This window comes from Mesomycoplasma lagogenitalium, assembly GCF_029854295.1.
GTDB classification, from domain to species: Bacteria; Bacillota_I; Bacilli_A; order Mycoplasmatales; family Metamycoplasmataceae; genus Mesomycoplasma_A; species Mesomycoplasma_A lagogenitalium.
Genome location: NZ_CP122979.1, coordinates 674608 through 692165, shown reverse-complemented (window position 1 = coordinate 692165; position 17558 = coordinate 674608). Strand labels below are relative to the sequence as shown.

12 protein-coding genes are annotated in these 17558 nt (G+C 24.7%); 9 read left to right on the top strand and 3 right to left on the bottom strand.

The features are described 5' to 3' along the window. Nucleotides 1-52: 52 nt before the first annotated feature. From QEG99_RS02830 to QEG99_RS02800, 7 genes are all read left to right on the top strand, one after another. Nucleotides 53-4369 (top strand): PolC-type DNA polymerase III, encoded by a 4317-nt coding sequence (locus tag QEG99_RS02830; RefSeq protein WP_280101684.1) that lies wholly within the window; start codon nt 53-55, stop codon nt 4367-4369. Nucleotides 4370-4449: 80 nt separating this feature from the next. Beyond that, complete coding sequence (locus QEG99_RS02825) at nt 4450-4866, top strand: LSm family protein (RefSeq protein ID WP_280101683.1); 417 nt, start codon at nt 4450-4452, stop codon at nt 4864-4866. Nucleotides 4867-4877: 11 nt separating this feature from the next. Continuing rightward, nucleotides 4878-6503 (top strand): NusA N-terminal domain-containing protein, encoded by a 1626-nt coding sequence (locus QEG99_RS02820; RefSeq protein WP_280101682.1) that lies wholly within the window; start codon nt 4878-4880, stop codon nt 6501-6503. Beyond that, nucleotides 6493-6768 (top strand): YlxR family protein, encoded by a 276-nt coding sequence (locus tag QEG99_RS02815; RefSeq protein WP_280101681.1) that lies wholly within the window; start codon nt 6493-6495, stop codon nt 6766-6768. Before QEG99_RS02820 ends, QEG99_RS02815 begins: the two co-directional genes overlap by 11 nt. Continuing rightward, nucleotides 6752-8557: a translation initiation factor IF-2 gene (gene infB, locus QEG99_RS02810; RefSeq protein ID WP_280101680.1), complete on the top strand. Its 1806-nt coding sequence runs from the start codon at nt 6752-6754 to the stop codon at nt 8555-8557. Before QEG99_RS02815 ends, infB begins: the two co-directional genes overlap by 17 nt. Nucleotides 8558-8559: 2 nt before the next feature. After that, a complete protein-coding gene (gene rbfA, locus QEG99_RS02805; RefSeq protein ID WP_280101679.1) occupies nt 8560-8901 on the top strand; it encodes a 30S ribosome-binding factor RbfA in 342 nt (113 codons plus the stop codon). 119 nt (nt 8902-9020) lie between these two features. Continuing rightward, nucleotides 9021-9797 (top strand): MAG0110 family membrane protein, encoded by a 777-nt coding sequence (locus QEG99_RS02800; protein WP_280101678.1) that lies wholly within the window; start codon nt 9021-9023, stop codon nt 9795-9797. 166 nt (nt 9798-9963) lie between these two features. Here the strand turns inward: QEG99_RS02800 and QEG99_RS02795 are convergent, their stop codons facing one another. From QEG99_RS02795 to ffh, 3 genes are all read right to left on the bottom strand, one after another. Next, nucleotides 9964-11883 carry a hypothetical protein gene (locus QEG99_RS02795; protein ID WP_280101677.1) on the bottom strand — a complete coding sequence of 640 codons (1920 nt, stop codon included), beginning with the start codon at nt 11881-11883 and terminating at the stop codon, nt 9964-9966. A 287-nt stretch (nt 11884-12170) separates the two neighbouring features. Beyond that, nucleotides 12171-13904 (bottom strand): Na/Pi cotransporter family protein, encoded by a 1734-nt coding sequence (locus QEG99_RS02790; protein ID WP_280101676.1) that lies wholly within the window; start codon nt 13902-13904, stop codon nt 12171-12173. 29 nt (nt 13905-13933) lie between these two features. Then, nucleotides 13934-15265, bottom strand: coding sequence for a signal recognition particle protein (gene ffh, locus QEG99_RS02785; protein ID WP_280101675.1), 1332 nt, complete (start codon nt 15263-15265; stop codon nt 13934-13936). Between the two features lie 94 nt (nt 15266-15359). Between ffh and QEG99_RS02780 the strand changes: the two genes are divergently transcribed. Both QEG99_RS02780 and QEG99_RS02775 read left to right on the top strand, forming a co-directional pair. Continuing rightward, complete coding sequence (locus tag QEG99_RS02780) at nt 15360-16064, top strand: pseudouridine synthase (protein WP_280101674.1); 705 nt, start codon at nt 15360-15362, stop codon at nt 16062-16064. Between the two features lie 10 nt (nt 16065-16074). Next, a complete protein-coding gene (locus QEG99_RS02775; protein ID WP_280101673.1) occupies nt 16075-17541 on the top strand; it encodes a DEAD/DEAH box helicase in 1467 nt (488 codons plus the stop codon). Nucleotides 17542-17558 lie beyond the last annotated feature (17 nt).

The window sequence follows — 17558 nt, the reverse complement described above, 5'->3', positions numbered from 1 at the left end:
TTTGGTTTGCATTATTTTTTATTTTTAATAAAATGGTTTATAATAATTTTCTATGGATGTTACATTTAAAAAATTTTGCGATGAAATTAATTTTCAAGCTAATAAAGATTTTCACAGAATCAGTGTAGAAAAAGTTGAACACAATAAACAAAATGACTGTTATTTTGTTTATTTGAATTTTAATGAAGTTTTAGAAATCGATAATTTTAAAAATTTTTATAAAAAAGTTAAAGAAGCGAAATTGAATTTTGATATTATTATCAATTACTTTGATAATTCTAAAATTGAATTTTTAATTAATAAATATTTTGATTATGCTTATTTTTTAACAACGAATTTTAAAAATTTTTTACATAATAAAAAAATCGAGTATAAAAACAATGTTTTTACTATTAATTTTTCAAATGAAATAGAAAAAAATAATTATCTTGAAAATTGCCAAAAAACTTGCGATATATTAAAAAAATGAGGATTTTCTAGTCAAAAAATTGAATTTAAACTTAATTCAGAATTAGAAAATGAAATTATAAAAAAACGCGAACAAGAAGCAATTATTGAACAACAAAAATGAGCAAATGAAGTTTCTGATAATTTGAAAAAAAATAATGGTGAATTTGAAAACTATCGTAAAAGTTTTGATTCATTTAAAAAAAATAAAAGTTATATTGAAATGTCGATAAAAGAAGCGATTTCAACTGAAGAATTTAATATTATTGTTTCAGGAGAAATTTTTAAAAGAGATATTACAAAAACAAAAACAGGTCTTTTAATAACAATTTTAACAATTACAGATTATGAAGAAGCGATTAAAATTAAAATTTTTTCTAAAACAGATTCAGAAAAAAATGAACAAGAAAAATTTACTATTGGAACAGTGATTTCTGTTCAAGGAAACTGCATAAAAGATGAATATTTACGTTCTAAAGTAATTAATGCTAAGACAATTACAATTTTAGATATAAAAAGAGAAACAAGAAAAGATGATGAAAAAGTTAAAAGAGTAGAGTTATATGCAAGAAGTAATATGAGTGCAATGGACGGAATTGCCAGTGCTCAAGATTATGTTAAAGCAGCCAAGTCATTTAATCATAATGCCGTTGGAATTGCTGATCTTGATTCCGTTCAATCTTTTCCAGATTTTTATCATAGTGCTAAAAAAGAAAAAATTAAGGCAATTTATGGTTCCACTTTTAATGCTATTGACTTTAAAAATGATGCTGTTTTAAATTTAATTAATGAAAATGTAACTTTAAAAAATGCTTCATATGTTGTATTTGACTTAGAAACAACTGGTTTATCTCCTCGTTTTGATCAAATAATTGAATTTGGTGCTTCATTTATTAAAAATGGCAAAATTGAAAAAAGTGTACAATTTTTTGTCCGTCCAGATAAACCGCTACCAAAACATATTATTGAAATTACTAAAATAACCGAAGAAGATGTTAAAAACGCTATAAGCGAAAAAGAAGCGATAGAAAAAATATATGAAATTTTAGATAACAATATCGCCGTAGCTCATAATGCTAATTTCGATATAGGTTTTGTTAATGAAAAACTATATAAATACAATTTTAAAAAATTAAATATTTCAACAATTGATTCGTTGGTTGTAGCAAGAATGTTAAATCCTGAATCTAAAAAATTCAGATTAGAAAATTTAGCAACAAGAGTTGGAGTTATTTACGATTCATCTGTTGCCCATAGAGCTGATTACGATGCTGATGTTTTAGCTAAAGTCTGAATTAATTTTTTATCTGAATTAGAAAAGAAAAATATTTTAACTTTAGGTCAATTAGAAAATTATAATGAGCCATCATTACATGCTAAAAAATTTAGTGATGAAATTGTAGTTTATGCAAAAAATCAACAAGGACTAAAAGAATTATTTAAGTTAATCTCCTTTGCTTCGACTGAGAATTTTCATGGAGGTCCAAAATTATTTTTTGATAAATTACAAAAAAGCGAAAATATTTTAATTTCAACAGGAACTTTAAATTCACGATTAATTAAAAAATTAATTTATTCAACTACCGAATCACTTTATCAAGAATTAGATAAATATGATTTTATTATGATTCCGCCATTAAGAGATTTTGCTCATTTAATTAATCGAAATGAAATTGAGCAAAATGATTTAGTATGAGCATTAAAAGATTTAGTTTATAAGGCAAAAGAAAAAAACATTCCCGTTGTTGCAGTTTCTGATTGTCGCTACATAAATGAAAAAGAAAAAATATTTCATAATATTTATATTAATGCTAAGGGATTGGGCGGAGTAAGACATTATCTTTATAAATATAATGAAGAAGATCCAATTTATCCCACTCAAAATTTTTTAACAACTAAAGAAATGTACCGCGAGTTTAATTTTTTAGACGATTTTGAATTAATTAAAGAAATAGTTGTAGATAATTCCAATTTAATAGCAAATTTAATTGAAGATAATATTGAAGTTATTAAATCTAAATTATATGCCCCTATTTTTGATAATTCAAAAGAAAATTTAGAAAAACTAGTTTATAAAACTGCTAAAGAAAAATACGGAGAAATTTTGCCCGAAATTGTCGAAAGTAGATTAAAAGCTGAATTAAATCCGATTTTAAATTATGGTTTTGATGTTGTTTATTGAATCAGTCACAAATTGGTTGCTAAATCATTAAATGATGGCTATTTAGTAGGTTCAAGAGGATCTGTCGGTTCTTCGCTAGTAGCAACAATGGCAGGTATTACTGAAGTAAATCCACTTATACCTCATTATATTTGTAAAAATTGTAAAAAAACGGAATTTTTTACAGATTCACAATATCAATCAGGATTTGATTTGCCTGATAAAAAATGTTCTAACTGTCATATTTTTTATGATAAAGATGGTCAAACAATTCCTTTTGAAACTTTTTTAGGTTTTAAAGCTGATAAGGTTCCTGATATTGATTTAAATTTTTCAGGAGATTACCAAATGTTTGTTCATGATGAAGTGAGAAAATTATTTGGTGAACATCATTCATTTAGAGCCGGGACAATTTCTACTAATGCTGAAAAAACCGTTTATGGTTATGTAAAAAGTTATTTAGAAGAAACTAAAAAAGAATTTTCACCAGCATTTATGGAATTTTTAGCAAGTAAAGCAAGTGGTGTTAAAAGAACAACAGGTCAACATCCAGGGGGAATTATCATAATCCCAAAAGAATTTGATGTTGAAGATTTTACACCAATTAATTTCCCTGCAAATAAAGATTCATCCAACTGAAAAACAACTCATTTTGATTTTAATTCAATTCACGATAATGTTTTAAAGCTCGATATTTTAGGACACGATGATCCTACGGCAATTAAAATGCTTGAAGAACTAACTAATGTAAAGGCTACAGACATCCCTAAATCTGATCCTAAAATTATTTCCTTATTTTCTTCAACAGAGGCACTTAATATTCGCCCTGAAGATATTTCTGGAGAAACAACAGGAGCAATGGGAATTCCTGAATTTGGTACATCTTTTGTTAGAGGGATGTTAAAAGCAGCTAAAGTAAATAGTTTTGCTGATTTAGTAGCAATTTCCGGATTATCTCACGGAACAGATGTTTGAAGAGGAAATGCAGAAGATTTAATAGTTAAAGAAAAATTGTCTTTTAGAGATATCGTTTCTTGTCGTGATGATATTATGGTGTTTTTAATAAGAAAAGGAATGGATCCACTTTTAGCATTTAAAATTATGGAAAATGTTAGAAAAGGAAAATCATTAACACCAGCAGAAGAAGAAGCGGCAAAATCACACGATATTCCTCAGTGGTACATTGATTCGATGAAAAAAATTAAGTATTTATTTCCTAAATCACATGCTACCGCTTATGTTTTAATGGCTTGAAGAATTGCTTATTATAAACTTTATTATCCATTAGCTTATTATGCAACTTATTTCACTACTCGTGCTGATGTTAGTGAAATAAAAACTTTAGTAGCAGGAAAACAGGTTATTAAAGAAAGAATTAGCGAACTAAAAAGACGTGAATTTACTAATAAAGCTGAAGAAGAATTGACCGTTAAAGAAAAAGATTTAATTACTATTTTATCAATAGCTGAAGAAATGTATGCAAGAGGAATGATAATTCAAAATATTAATTTAAATAAATCCAAAGCTAATAAATGGATTTTAGATTATGAAACAAATAGTTTAATTCCTCCATTTTCCGCAATTGATGGATTAGGAATTGTCGTGGCTAATTCAATTGAACAAGCTAGAGATGAAAAATTATTTTCATCAATTGAAGATTTAAAAAGTCGTACATCATTAAATAAAACTTTATTAGAAAAAATGAGAGAAATGGGAATTTTAAAAAATTTAAATGAAACTGATCAAAATTCTCTTTTTTAGTTTATAATTATATTAATATTAGTAATTTATAAATAAGGTTGCTTGTTTGCAACCTTTTCTATATAAAATTAAGGAGAAAAATGACTTTATTTGATAATATAAAAGAAAAATTCCATGAAATTTTAGATATTTACTTTGAAAAAGAAGGAAATTTAAATTTTTTAAGAATTAAAACTAACTTAACTACTTTAGTGGAAATTGAAAAATTATCAAAAAAAATTTCTGATTATTTGGATGAAAATTACGATTCAAAAGAAGAATATTATTTAGATATTTTTTCCAAAGGTGCTGAACAAGAAATTTTGTTAAAAAATTTAAATGATTTTATAAATACAGATTTGCAAATCTGATTTAATTCTCAAGATTTTATATTAGGAAAACTGATTGAAGTTAAAGAAAAATCCTTTATTTTACAAGTTAATAAAAAGGGAAGAATAACAAAAGAAGAAGTTGAAAATGAAAAAGTTCATTTAATTAAAAATTATATTAAATTTTAGGAGGGTGATATATGGCTAGAAAACAAGTTAAAGCAGATACAAGTAATAAACTAAAAAAAGATTTTTTTAAAAATTTAAAAGAAGTTGCTGAATTTAGAAAAATGGATATAAATAATGTTGTAAAAATATTAGAAGATGCATTTATTAAAACGATCACAAAAGATTATGATGCTGATGCTGAAATTAAATTAATTGTTGATTTTGATTCTGAGGATTTTAGATTAGTTAATGAAAATGCACTAGTAGTTTCAGACGAGCAATATAATAATGATATTAAAGAAAATGAAGGAATTCAAACTTGTATAATTTCAGTTTCTAATGCTATGAAACAATATAATAAAAAAGTTGAGGAAGATGATTCGATTCAAATTGATATTTTATTTGAATCATTGCCAAAAAGTGTATTTATTCCAGTACAACAACAATTTAAACAAAAAATAACTGAATTAGTGAGAGAAAAATCTCGTGAAAAATATTTACCATTAATTGGTAGAATTGTTAAAGCAAAATTAATTTCCAAATCACATGCTGGATATTTATATGAAATCGAAGATGAAGATAAAACAAAAGCTTTTATGCCTAAAAATCTATCTTCTAAGAAAAAAAGTGAAATGGGAATTGTTGAAGATGTTTATTTACATGCAGTACTAGAAGAAACAAAAGATACACAAATTATTGTTTCTAATTCGTCTAATAAAATTTTAGAAGAAATAATTAAAAGAGAAATACCTGAAATTAACTCAGGTGAATTAAAAATTGTAAGAATAGCACGTCAAGCTGGTTTAAGATCAAAAGTTGCTATCTCTTCTTTTGAAGATGGTAAAACAATCAATGACATTGGAACTGTTGTTGGTAAAAAGGGAAATCGAATTGAATTGATTTCAAATGAATTAGATAATGAAAAAATTGATATTATTCAATATTCTGATAAATTAGTTGAATTTGTTTCAAATGCACTTTCACCGGCTAGAGTTATTTCTGTTTTACCTTTAAAAGCAAAAAAAATTGACAAGTTTTTAGTAGTTGTACCAGACAGTCAACATACTCTGGCAATCGGTAAAAAGGGTATAAATGTAACATTAGCTGCTGAATTAACTAGATCAAAAATTGATATTATTCCTTATTCTAAATCAATATTAGATAAAATAAAATTAATTTGAAATGGAAACGTTTCTTCAATTGAAGAAATTGATGAAATTGAAAAAGATGCAAAAAATAAATCACAAGATCAAAAAAGAAATAATAAAAAACCTAATATTTATAATAAAAGTGCAAGCAGAAGTAAAAGATCATTGAATTTAATGGAAGAATTTGATCGAGATATTCAAAAATACAACGAAGATTTTGGAAATATTGAAGATCAAAATAATGCATTTTTAAAATCGACAAATACTATGGATTTTAATAATAAAAAACAAGAAGTTTTTGATGTTGATGATATTATGCAAAGTGCAATTTTCAATTTTGAAAATGAAACTAAAAAAACTAGCGAAAATCAAACTTATACACAGGAAGAATTAAAACAGATTCAAGAAGAAATTAAAAACTATAAAATGGACAATGATTTAGCAGCATTTGCTGGATTAAAAGATTTAGATTTCGATATTAATGATGCAGATTGAGACGATGAAGAATAATTATTCAAGAAAATGTATAGTTACAAATGAAATTGTTTTAATTGATAAATTATTAAGATTTGTTAAAACAAAAGAAAATCATATTTTCTTTGATAAAAATAAAGAAATAAAAGGTCGCGGTTCATATGTGAAAAATGATTTACAAATTGTTGAACTTTTATTTGAAAAAAAATTATTAAATCGTGCTTTTAAACAAAATATTACAAAAGAAGTATATGAAAAATTAAAAAAAGAAATTGAGGAATATTATGGCGAAAAAAATTAACAGAAAATCTAATTTAGAAGAAATAAAATCACAACTTGTTTCTGTTAAAACAGAATTGAAAGATGGAATTTTTATTTTTACTGGACCAATGACAATTGCTGAATTTACAGAAAAAATTAAAAAACCTGCAAACGAAGTAGTTGCAATGTTTTTTAAAAAAGGAAAAATGTATAATTTAAATCATTCATTATCTGAAGAAGAAATTGCTGAATTATGTCTAGAATATGGCTTTGATTTTCAAAAAGAAACAGAAATTAATGCATCAAATTTTATGGATGAAATTGAAATTTTTGATGAAGAAAAAGAGATGCAATTAAGAGCACCTATAATTACCATTATGGGACATGTTGATCATGGAAAAACAACCCTATTAGATAAAATTAGAAAAACAAATGTAGCTGATGGAGAAGCAGGGGGAATTACACAACATACTGGAGCTTATCAAATTGAATTTCAAAATAGAAAAATTACTTTCTTAGACACACCCGGTCATGAAGCGTTTACTGAAATGCGTTCAAGAGGTGCTAAAATTACCGATATTGTTGTTTTGGTAGTTGCAGCAGATGATGGAGTAATGCCACAAACAATCGAGGCTATTAGTCATGCAAAAAATGCAAACGTTCCTATAATTGTTTTTGTTAATAAAATGGATAAACAAAATACTGATATTGAAAAATTAAAATCAGAATTATCGGTACACAACATTATGTCTGAAGAATGAGGCGGAGATAATATGTTTATTTATGGTTCTGGTAAAACAGGTAAAGGAATTTCTGAATTATTTGAGGCAATTAACTTACAAGCTGATATTTTAGATTTAAAGGCAAATCGTAATCGTTATCCAATAGGTACAGTTGTTGAATCGAGATTAGATAAAGGTAAAGGAGCGATTGCAACTTTAATTATTCAAAATGGAACCCTTTATCCAAGAGATTTTATTGTTGCTGGATCAAAATATGGAAAAATCAGAACAATGGAAGATTCTAATGGAAAACCATTAGAAAAAGCATATCCGGGAACACCTGTTGTAATTACAGGATTAAATTATATTCCTTTAGCTGGAGACAGATTTTTTGGTTTTACAGATGAAAAATTTGCTAAAAATTTAGCTGAAGAAAAAGCATTTACAGATAAACAAACAATTTTAAAAGAGAGAAATTCTGTATCATTTGAAGATGGAATAAAACTAGTTAATATAATTATTAAAAGTGATGTTTTTGGTACTTCAGAAGCAATTAAATCATCATTAGAAAAATTAAAAAATGATGAAGCAGTTGTTAATGTTGTTCATTCATCAGTTGGAGAGGTAACTAAAGCAGATATTCTTTTAGCTCAAGCTTCAAATGCAATAATTTACGCTTTTAATTCAAATGTGCCAAGTTCTATAAAACAATTTGCTAATCAAGAAAAAATAGAAATTAAAGAGTATTCTGTTATTTATAAAATAATTGAAGAAGTAGAAGCGCTTTTAAAAGGATTTAAAGCACCAAAATACGAAGAGCGAAAAATTGGTGAAGCACTTGTTTTAAAATTATTTTACTATTCCAAAGTCGGATATATTGCAGGTTCTACAATGCTTGATGGTAAATTTAAATCAGGATGTAAAGTAAAAGTTTTAAGAAAAAACAAAATTATTCATACAGGTAAATTGGATTCGTTAAGAAAAGGACCTAATGACGTTAAAGAAGTGGCTTCAGGTATGGAATTTGGATGTCATATTGCTAAATTTGATGACATTCAGGTAGACGATATTATTCAAGCATTTGAGGAAGTATTGATTGAAGAATAAAAATGAATTTAATTAATTTAAGAAAAAAAGAATCACATTATTTATTGCTTCTATCAAAAATAATTGCTGAAGAAGTTACAAATGCCAATGTTATCGGTCCAACTGTAAGTGATGTTAAATTATCAAATGATGGTTCGCATTTAAAAGTTTATTTACAATTTTTATCAAAAGAAAAAAAGGGATTAATAGCAATTGAAAATGCTAAAGGATTTATTAGAAAAAAATTAGCAGAAAGAATTAATAGCAGAACTGTTCCACAACTACATTTTTTTATTGATGAAGTTGCAATTCATGCTCAAAATATTGAAAAGATTTTGCAAAAAATTAAAGAAGAAAAAAAATAAAATTCATTTAAATACAAAAGCATAAGTTTAACTTTTGCTTTTTTTGTTTATTTTTTATAAACTTTCATCAAAGAAATACATTTATAATTACTTTTTTAAAAAATTGTTATAATTTATTTATGTTTAAAGAAAAAAGACAACAAATTACTCTTACTAAAGAACAAACAAAAGTAAAAAATCGTTTATTATCTTATTCTATCGGTTGATTAGCTTTTGGATTATTAGTTACTTTTATGATTGTTTATGCTGTATTAACAATCGAACCTATTAAATTAAGATATTCACTATTAATAAATTATTTTACTGAAAATCCATTTTTATATTTCATTCATTTAATATATTTTTTAATTAATATTTTATTATTCCGTTTTATTTCGTATAAATCATACGAAAAAAATATATTCTTTCTTATTTTTGCATATATATTATTAATTTTGATACAATCAATATGAATTCCCCTTTTTATTTATTCACTTATTGATTATCAAAATATTGAAAAAATTTCTAAAATAATTTTAGCATTATTAATTCCAGTGGCAGCACTTTTAGTTTTTGGTATCCTCGGTTATTTTGGAATTATTAATTTTGTTAAATTTATTGTCCCATTTGCTCTTATAACTTCTATTTCAATCATTATTTTATTTTTTATTTTTCTAGGAACAAGACAAGATTGAATATATACAATAATCATTGTTATTTCGTTAATTTACACATTTACAACTATCGGTTATACCTTTAATAGAATTCAGTATGAAAGTTCCTATTTAATGAGCACTGGATTAGAAGATGGAGATATGAAATTATTAGTAGCAAAAGCCTCAATAAATTATGGATTTTTACTGTTATCAGCATTTATTAGAATTTTTATAGATATTATTATATTAGTAAGAGATTAAAAAATATTAAATAAAAATAAACCGTCATTTTAGCGGTTTATTTTTATAATCTTTAATAGTTTATTAACTTAATTTATCGTTTTCAAATCTAGTAAAAGAGAAATTTTATTTTTGTTTCATAAGTAAATAATTATTATTTTTATTATTTACAATAAAATCAAAAAATTTAATTCTGTTTAATTTTATTAATCCATGAATTTATAGTTGTTTCATCCATATTAACAACTGCATTAAAATCCGGAAGATTTTCCATTTGTTCTTGCTCTGCAATTAAATTTAATAATTCAGATTTTATTTTATAGTTTTCTAGTTGTTCTAAACTCAATTTAGAAAATGTTTCAAAATTTGGATAATTTTTACCATTTTTAGATACTAATTGGTAAAAGAATAATGAATATTGTCATTTTTTTATCTGATTTTTATCAGCACTATAAACTTCTTTTCAATTTGGTATTTTAAATGTTTCATCAACTAAATGTAATGGTGCGATAGCATAATTGCCTAATACATTATTTGTATCATCGACATTTTCTAAAGCATTTTTAAAGGTGAAAAATTGCACGATATTAGGAAGTGATGAACTATTTAAATGTTTTTTCATAATTTGATAAAAATCTTTATTTTCCTTTGTAAATGCTCAAATCAAGAAAGGGATTCCGCCATAGTTAACATTGCCTATATAGCGTAAAATTTTTTCATCCAAATCATTTAAATCTTCTTTTTGTAAATTTAAAATATCTAGTCAATTAAATGGATCTGTAAAATCTTTAATAGAACTTATCATTTTATTTTCTTTTAATATAGCATCCATTATTTTTCTTTTATCACTGAAATTATTTAATTGACTTTCGCTCAAGTTAAACACTTTTTTTCAATCGTCTATAACCAAAAAACCTAAGCATTCTTGTTTAATATTATCTGAAGCATAGTTTAAAAATTCGATTTTTGATTCATAATTTTTTATTTGCTCATCTTTAAAATTAATTATGTCTTTTCAACTTGGCAAAGAAATTGGACTATTTTTAGCTTTGATTGTTAAAACAGAATCTATTATTTTAATTTTTTCATCAATGTTATGTAATTGTTCGTCAGTGAAACTAAAAATTTCATTAGCATTTGGTAAATCATTTTTATTATGAGAACTATAAAATACAAAATTAATTATGATTTTCTTTATTTCTAAATTTTTTAGTTTTTCAATTTCAATACCAAAAATAAATTGGCGATTAGGTAATTTTTGGTTATTTTCCGGTTGTGAGTATCAATTTAGTAATTCAAGCCTTGAATAATATTCATTAATTTGTTTTAAATTCATATTAAAAACTTCTTCTCAAGTAGGTAAAAATGCTTTATTTGTTTGACTTAATATAGATGTTAGCAAACTTATTTTGGCATCTAAATTAGTTAATTGTTGCTCATTTAAATTGAAAATTTGTTTTAAATTTGGTAGATAATTTCTATCTATTTTTATCAATTCATCAAATTTATCAATTTTAAATTGAAAATCTTTTAAATCATTTTCACTCATATTGAAAATTTGCTGTCAAGTTAACAAATTGCTTGGATTTTCCTGTTTTAAAACATAATCTAAAATTTCAGTTTTAGTATCTAAATTATCTAATTGCTCTTTTGTAGAATTAAATACTTCTTTTCAATTTGGCAATAGTGTTTTGTATTTATGATTTAAAACAAATATTAAAAGTTTCTTTTTTTCATCTAAATTTTCTAATTGATTTCCACTTAAGTTAAATACTTGTTGAGAGTTAGGGAGATAAACTTTATCTTTTTGAGATGCAATAAATTCAAATACTTCAATTTTGCTATCTAAATTTTCAAGTTGTTGTTCACTTAAATTAAAAACTTCTTCCTTATTAGGCAAATTACTTTTATCATTTTGAATCGATACTCAATTTCATAATTTATTTTTAGTTTTTATTATTTCAGTATTTTCGTGATTACTAGTTGAATTTCCATTACTATTAGTTCCGCAAGAAATTGCACTATAAAAAATAGAAGAGATTCCAGAAATGGTTATTATATTGAATAATATTTTTCTTTTTATCATTTCTTTATTTTTGTATTTCATACAATAATTATAAAAAAATCGTACTATTTAACAAAAAAAAAAAAAAAAACAAGCAATTTACTACAAAAAAAGATAAAAAATAACAAACTATAGAAAAAATAACATTTTTTCACTTTTTTTAATTTTATTAATTGAATTAAAATTACTTGTTTATTCATCATATATCTTACTAGGAAAAATAATATTTTATTATTATAAAAAATATATTAAAGATTTTTTTATATGAGCATTTATCTACTTTTGATTAAATAAAAAATAGAGATATTTTTTCTCTATTTAATTAATGTTTATTCATTATCATTTTTATCTAAATATTCTAAATTAATATCTTCGTTTTTAAAAATTTGTTTATCTTCAATTTTTTCATTGTCTAAAAAGCGAGCAATTTTTAAACAGTGATGAGCTATTCTTTCTGTCGATCTAAAAAGATTGTATAAATTAAATTGTTTTTCATTCGTTTTTTCGTTATTGATATTATTTCTTGAATTAATGTTTTCTGTTTCTAATTTAATAGCTATTGTTTCAATATTTTCTTTCATTTTCCTAATAAATTCAACTCTTTTTTTATCAGAATTATCAACTTGTTTTACAACACTATCGATTGAATTTTTAATAAATTCAACTACTTGTTTTATTCCGTTTAAATTATGATTATCCAGTTTAAATTTATTTTCTAATTTACCATTTTGAATTTTTTTCATTTCCCTTGCAATTGATAAACAATAACTTAAAATTTTATCTAAAGATCGTGAAGTTAAGGTTAATGATAAATGATTTTTTACTTCATATTTATTAAGTGTATTAGGATTGATTTTCATTAAATACTCATATATTAAAATTCTTGCATTTTCAATATTTTCAAATAAATTTTCCAATTTTTTAATGTATTTTTCATCACCAGTAATTAAATATTTATCTAAAACTTCTACACCTTTTTTTGACATTAATGATTGTTTATATATAGCATTTTTAGCGGCATTTAATGCTAATGAGGAGTTAATTTCAATTAAATTTACTGGCAAATCTATTATAAATTCTTGTTCTACATTTTTATCTTTTACAATTTTGTTAACAAAAATTTCCAGTTGATTAATTAGTCAAATAAAGATTCCAACTAAAATAAAGTTGAAAAATAAATGTGCTAATGATAATTGTAATGATTTACTATCAGTAATTAGTTCAATAAAATTAGAAAAATAAGTTAAAGGTCATAAAAATGGCAGTAAAATTATAGAAATTACTAGATTGGTAAACCCTCAAACAACAGCGATTTTTTTAGATTCGATGTTTTTAGTGGTAAATGAAACAATTAAACCAGTAATTGTTGTTCCTAAATTAGCACCAAAAACTAGTGCGATAGCAGAATTTAATTCTAATGCACTACCGCTAGCTGTAAATACTGTTTGATATAAAGTAATTGTCGCTGATGAAGATTGAAGCAATGAACATAGTAAAAAAGAAAATAAAAAGGCAGATCAAGGATTAATTCCAACAAATGCTAAAATATCTTTAAACACTTGTTCTTCAACTAATCTTTTTGAAGCACTAGACATTAGTTTTAAAGATAAAAATACTAAACCGATTGAAAATAATACTAAAAATAAATTAATTAAATTTTCTTTTTTAGAAAACATTGTTCCAAAAATCCCTAGAACAATTAATAAAATAAATCATTCAGTAAAGGCGAATTCAGATTGGAAAGCAACAACTAGCGATGTAGTTGCTGTTCCTATATTAGCTCCTAATAAAAAGGCAATTGCAACTTTTAAATTAATCAATCGCGCAGCTAAAAGCCCCATAATAATGGCGACAGCACCATCCGATGATTGAATTAATGTGGTTATTAAAATTCCGGTTACCATCGCAATTCATCTATTTTTAGAAATTATATTTAATAATTTTTTGGTTTTTTTATTTCCCACATCTTTTAAAGAAGTTGATAATTTTTTAGTAGAAAATATAAATAGTCCAATTGCGGCAATTCCGCAAATAATTGCTAAACTTAAATCACTAAATTTCATCAATAATAGTTAGTTCATTTAATTATAAATTATTTAAATAAACCGCCCATTCCTCCCATTCCGTTTTTGGACATTTCTTTCATTCTTTTTGATAATGTTTCAAATTCATTTACAAGTTGATTATATTCTTGCACAGTTCTTCCAGAGCCTTTTATTATTCTGTTTTTACGAGAAGTATTTTTTAGTAATTTCGGATTTTTTCTTTCTTGCATAGTCATTGAAGAAATTAAAATTTCATAAAGTTTAATTTTTTGATCTGCACCTTCTACTTTGGATAAATCAATATTTTTAGGCATTCCCGGAATCAATTTAATTAATTTAGAAAATTTTCCCATTTTTTTCATTTGATTTAATGAATTTAATAAATCATCTAAATCAAAATTACCAGACATTAATCTTCTACCAATTTTTTCAGCTTTGTCTTTATCAATAACTTCTTCAGCTTTTTCAATAATTGAAAGAACATCGCCCATTCCTAAAATTCTATTTGCCATTCTGTCTGGATGGAAAAGATCAAAATTGTTGATTTTTTCACCAGTACCAATAAATGCAATTGGAATGTTTAATAATTTGGTAATTGAAAATGCAGCACCACCTCTAGCATCAGAATCTAATTTAGTAATAATTGAAGAAGTTAAATTTAAATATTGGTTAAAAGTTTTAGCGACATTTATTATATCTTGCCCAGAAAGTGAATCGGCAACAAATATTATTTCACTTGGTTTAGCTATTTTTTTAATATCTACTAATTCTTGCATTAACTTTTCATCAATTGATAGTCTACCAGCTGTATCGATAATTACTAAATCATAAAACTCTTCTTTCGCCTTTTTCATTCCGTTTTCAACAATTAATTGTGCATTATTATTGTTTTTTTCAAAATAAACATCAACATTAATTTGTTTTCCCAAAACAATTAATTGATCCATAGCAGCAGGACGATAAACGTCAGCAGCAATCATTAACACTTTCTTTACTTTTTTTCTTTTTAAAAAATAACTTGCTAATTTAGCTGTAGAAGTTGTTTTCCCCGAACCTTGAAGTCCAGCCATCATAATTACTGTTCTTGTTTGTTCTAATTTAATTTCTTTAGTTTTACCTCCAAGAATTTTTATTAATTCATCATTAACAATTTTTACCATTTGCTGACCTGGATTTAATTTTCCAATAATTTCAGCACCAATTGCCTTTTCTTTAATTTCTTTTATAAATTCTTTTACAATTACTAAATTAACATCAGCCTCCAATAATGCTAATTTTATTTCTCTAGTTATTTCTAATAAATCCTCTTCTTTTAAAGAAGTTTTATTATTTGCTTTTTCCATAGCCTTTTGTATTCTTTTTCCTAAAAAATCTATCATATTATGTAAATTATATAATGTTTGTTTTTAATAACAAGTATAAAATCAAAACTATTTAAAAAATTTTTTAGTAAATTTTTATATAATTAAAACTATGAAAAAAGAAAGAGTACAAAAACTCATTTCCCAAGCAGGGATTGCTTCGCGACGAAAGGCTGAAGAATTAATTAAAGAAAAAAAAGTAACTGTTAATGGAAAAATCGTTCAATTAGGCGAATTAGCAAGTTTTGAAGATGAAATATTAGTAGATGGTATTCCGCTTTATAAACAAGAAAAAGTTTATTATTTAATTAATAAACCGGAAAAAGTTATTTGTTCATTAAATGATCCGCAAAAAAGAACTATTATTACAGATTTAATTGATGATACTAGATTTATTTTTCCAGTTGGAAGATTGGATTATAATACAACTGGAACAATGATCATTACTAACGATGGAGAATTAACTCAAAGACTTTTGCATCCTAAATACGAAATAAAAAGAGTTTATCGTGCAAGGTTAAATGAACCACTAACTAAAAAACAACTTGATTTTTTAAATAGCGATAAAGTTATGTTAGAAGGAAAGCAGTCACTTCAAGAAGTTAAACAGGTTGATAATAAATCATATATAATAACTTTATCGGTTGGAACTTATCACCACATTAAAAAATTGTTTGAATTATTTGATTTAAAAGTACAATCTTTAAATAGAATTGAATTTGCTGGATTAAGCCACATTGGCTTAAAAAAAGGCGAATATAGAAAAATGAATATAAAAGAAATTAGATGATTAAAAAAACTTGTTAATCTAATTTAAAAAGGAAAAAATGGGATTTGAAAAATTAAATATAAGCGAAAAAATGCTTGTTTCACTAAAAAAAATGGGATTCGATGAACCGACAGACATTCAAAAAAATACAATTAAATTAGCACTTTCTGGAAAAGATATTATAGGTCAAGCTCAAACGGGAACTGGTAAAACAGCAGCTTTTGCAATTCCGATTATTGAAAACACAGACATTAATAATAAAAAAATTCAGCATTTAGTAATTGCTCCAACTCGAGAATTAGCTACACAAATACACAGCCAATTTGAATTAATTGGTAAAAATGAATTTAATATCAATGTAGGTCTAATTGTTGGTGGTATTTCTTATGATAAACAGCTACAAATGCTTAAAAGTCATCCGCAAATAATTATTGCTACTCCTGGAAGATTAAATGATTTAATTGAAAATACATCAAATAAAAAAATGGATCTTTCAGAAATTAAATCATTAACACTGGATGAAGCTGATGAATTATTAAAAATTGGTTTTTATGATGAAATTGTAAAAATAATAGATAAACTTCCCGAAAATAGACAAAATTTCTTTTTCACAGCAACATTTGATAAAAAAACTAAAAAATTAAGTGAAATGATAACAAAAAATCCTGTTGCCGTTTCCGTTTCTCAAGGATTGAGCACTAGTGTTACCATCAAACAAGAATTTGTGGTGATGAAAGAAAATGCAAAATTAGTAAATTTAATAAAATTTTTAGAATTTAATTCGCCAAAATCTGTTGTTGTATTTGGTAGAACCAAAAAAAGAGTGGATGAATTAAGTGATGCTCTTAGAGAAATGGGTTATAAAGCATTAGGTATTCAAGGTGATATGCAACAAAGAGAAAGAAATTTTGTAATGGATAAATTTAGAAGACAAGAAATTTCGATATTAGTTGCAACTGATGTTATGGCTCGAGGAATTGATGTAGATCATGTTGAATGAGTAGTTAATTTTGATTTACCACAAGAAATTGAATATTATACTCACAGAATTGGAAGAACAGGTAGAGCCGGAAGAGAGGGATATTCTCTATCTTTTGTAAAGTTAAATGAAGTTCTTCATATGGAAAGAATTGCAATTGAAACCAATTCAGTTATTGAAGAAATTGAAATTCCTTCGGATTTACAATTAAAAACAGTGTGAGAAACCAAATTATTTAAAAAGTTAAATTCAATTTTAGAAAAAAATAACAATGCAAAATATACAAACATTCAAGACGATCTTTTTGCAAGATTTTCTCACAAAGAATTAGCCATTTTATTGGCGGAATATATTTCTAATACTAAAAATAATAGACGAGATATAAAATTAACACCAGAACCAAGTGTTGTTTTGAAAAAAATAGAATCGTTTAAAGAAATAAAAACTAAAAGTAAAAAAACAAGAAAAAAAGAAAAATTTATTGATAAAAAAATTAGTTCTATAGGAAAAAATAAAAAAACTAAAAAGAAAGCATTAAAATATTAATATACAATCAAACAGTG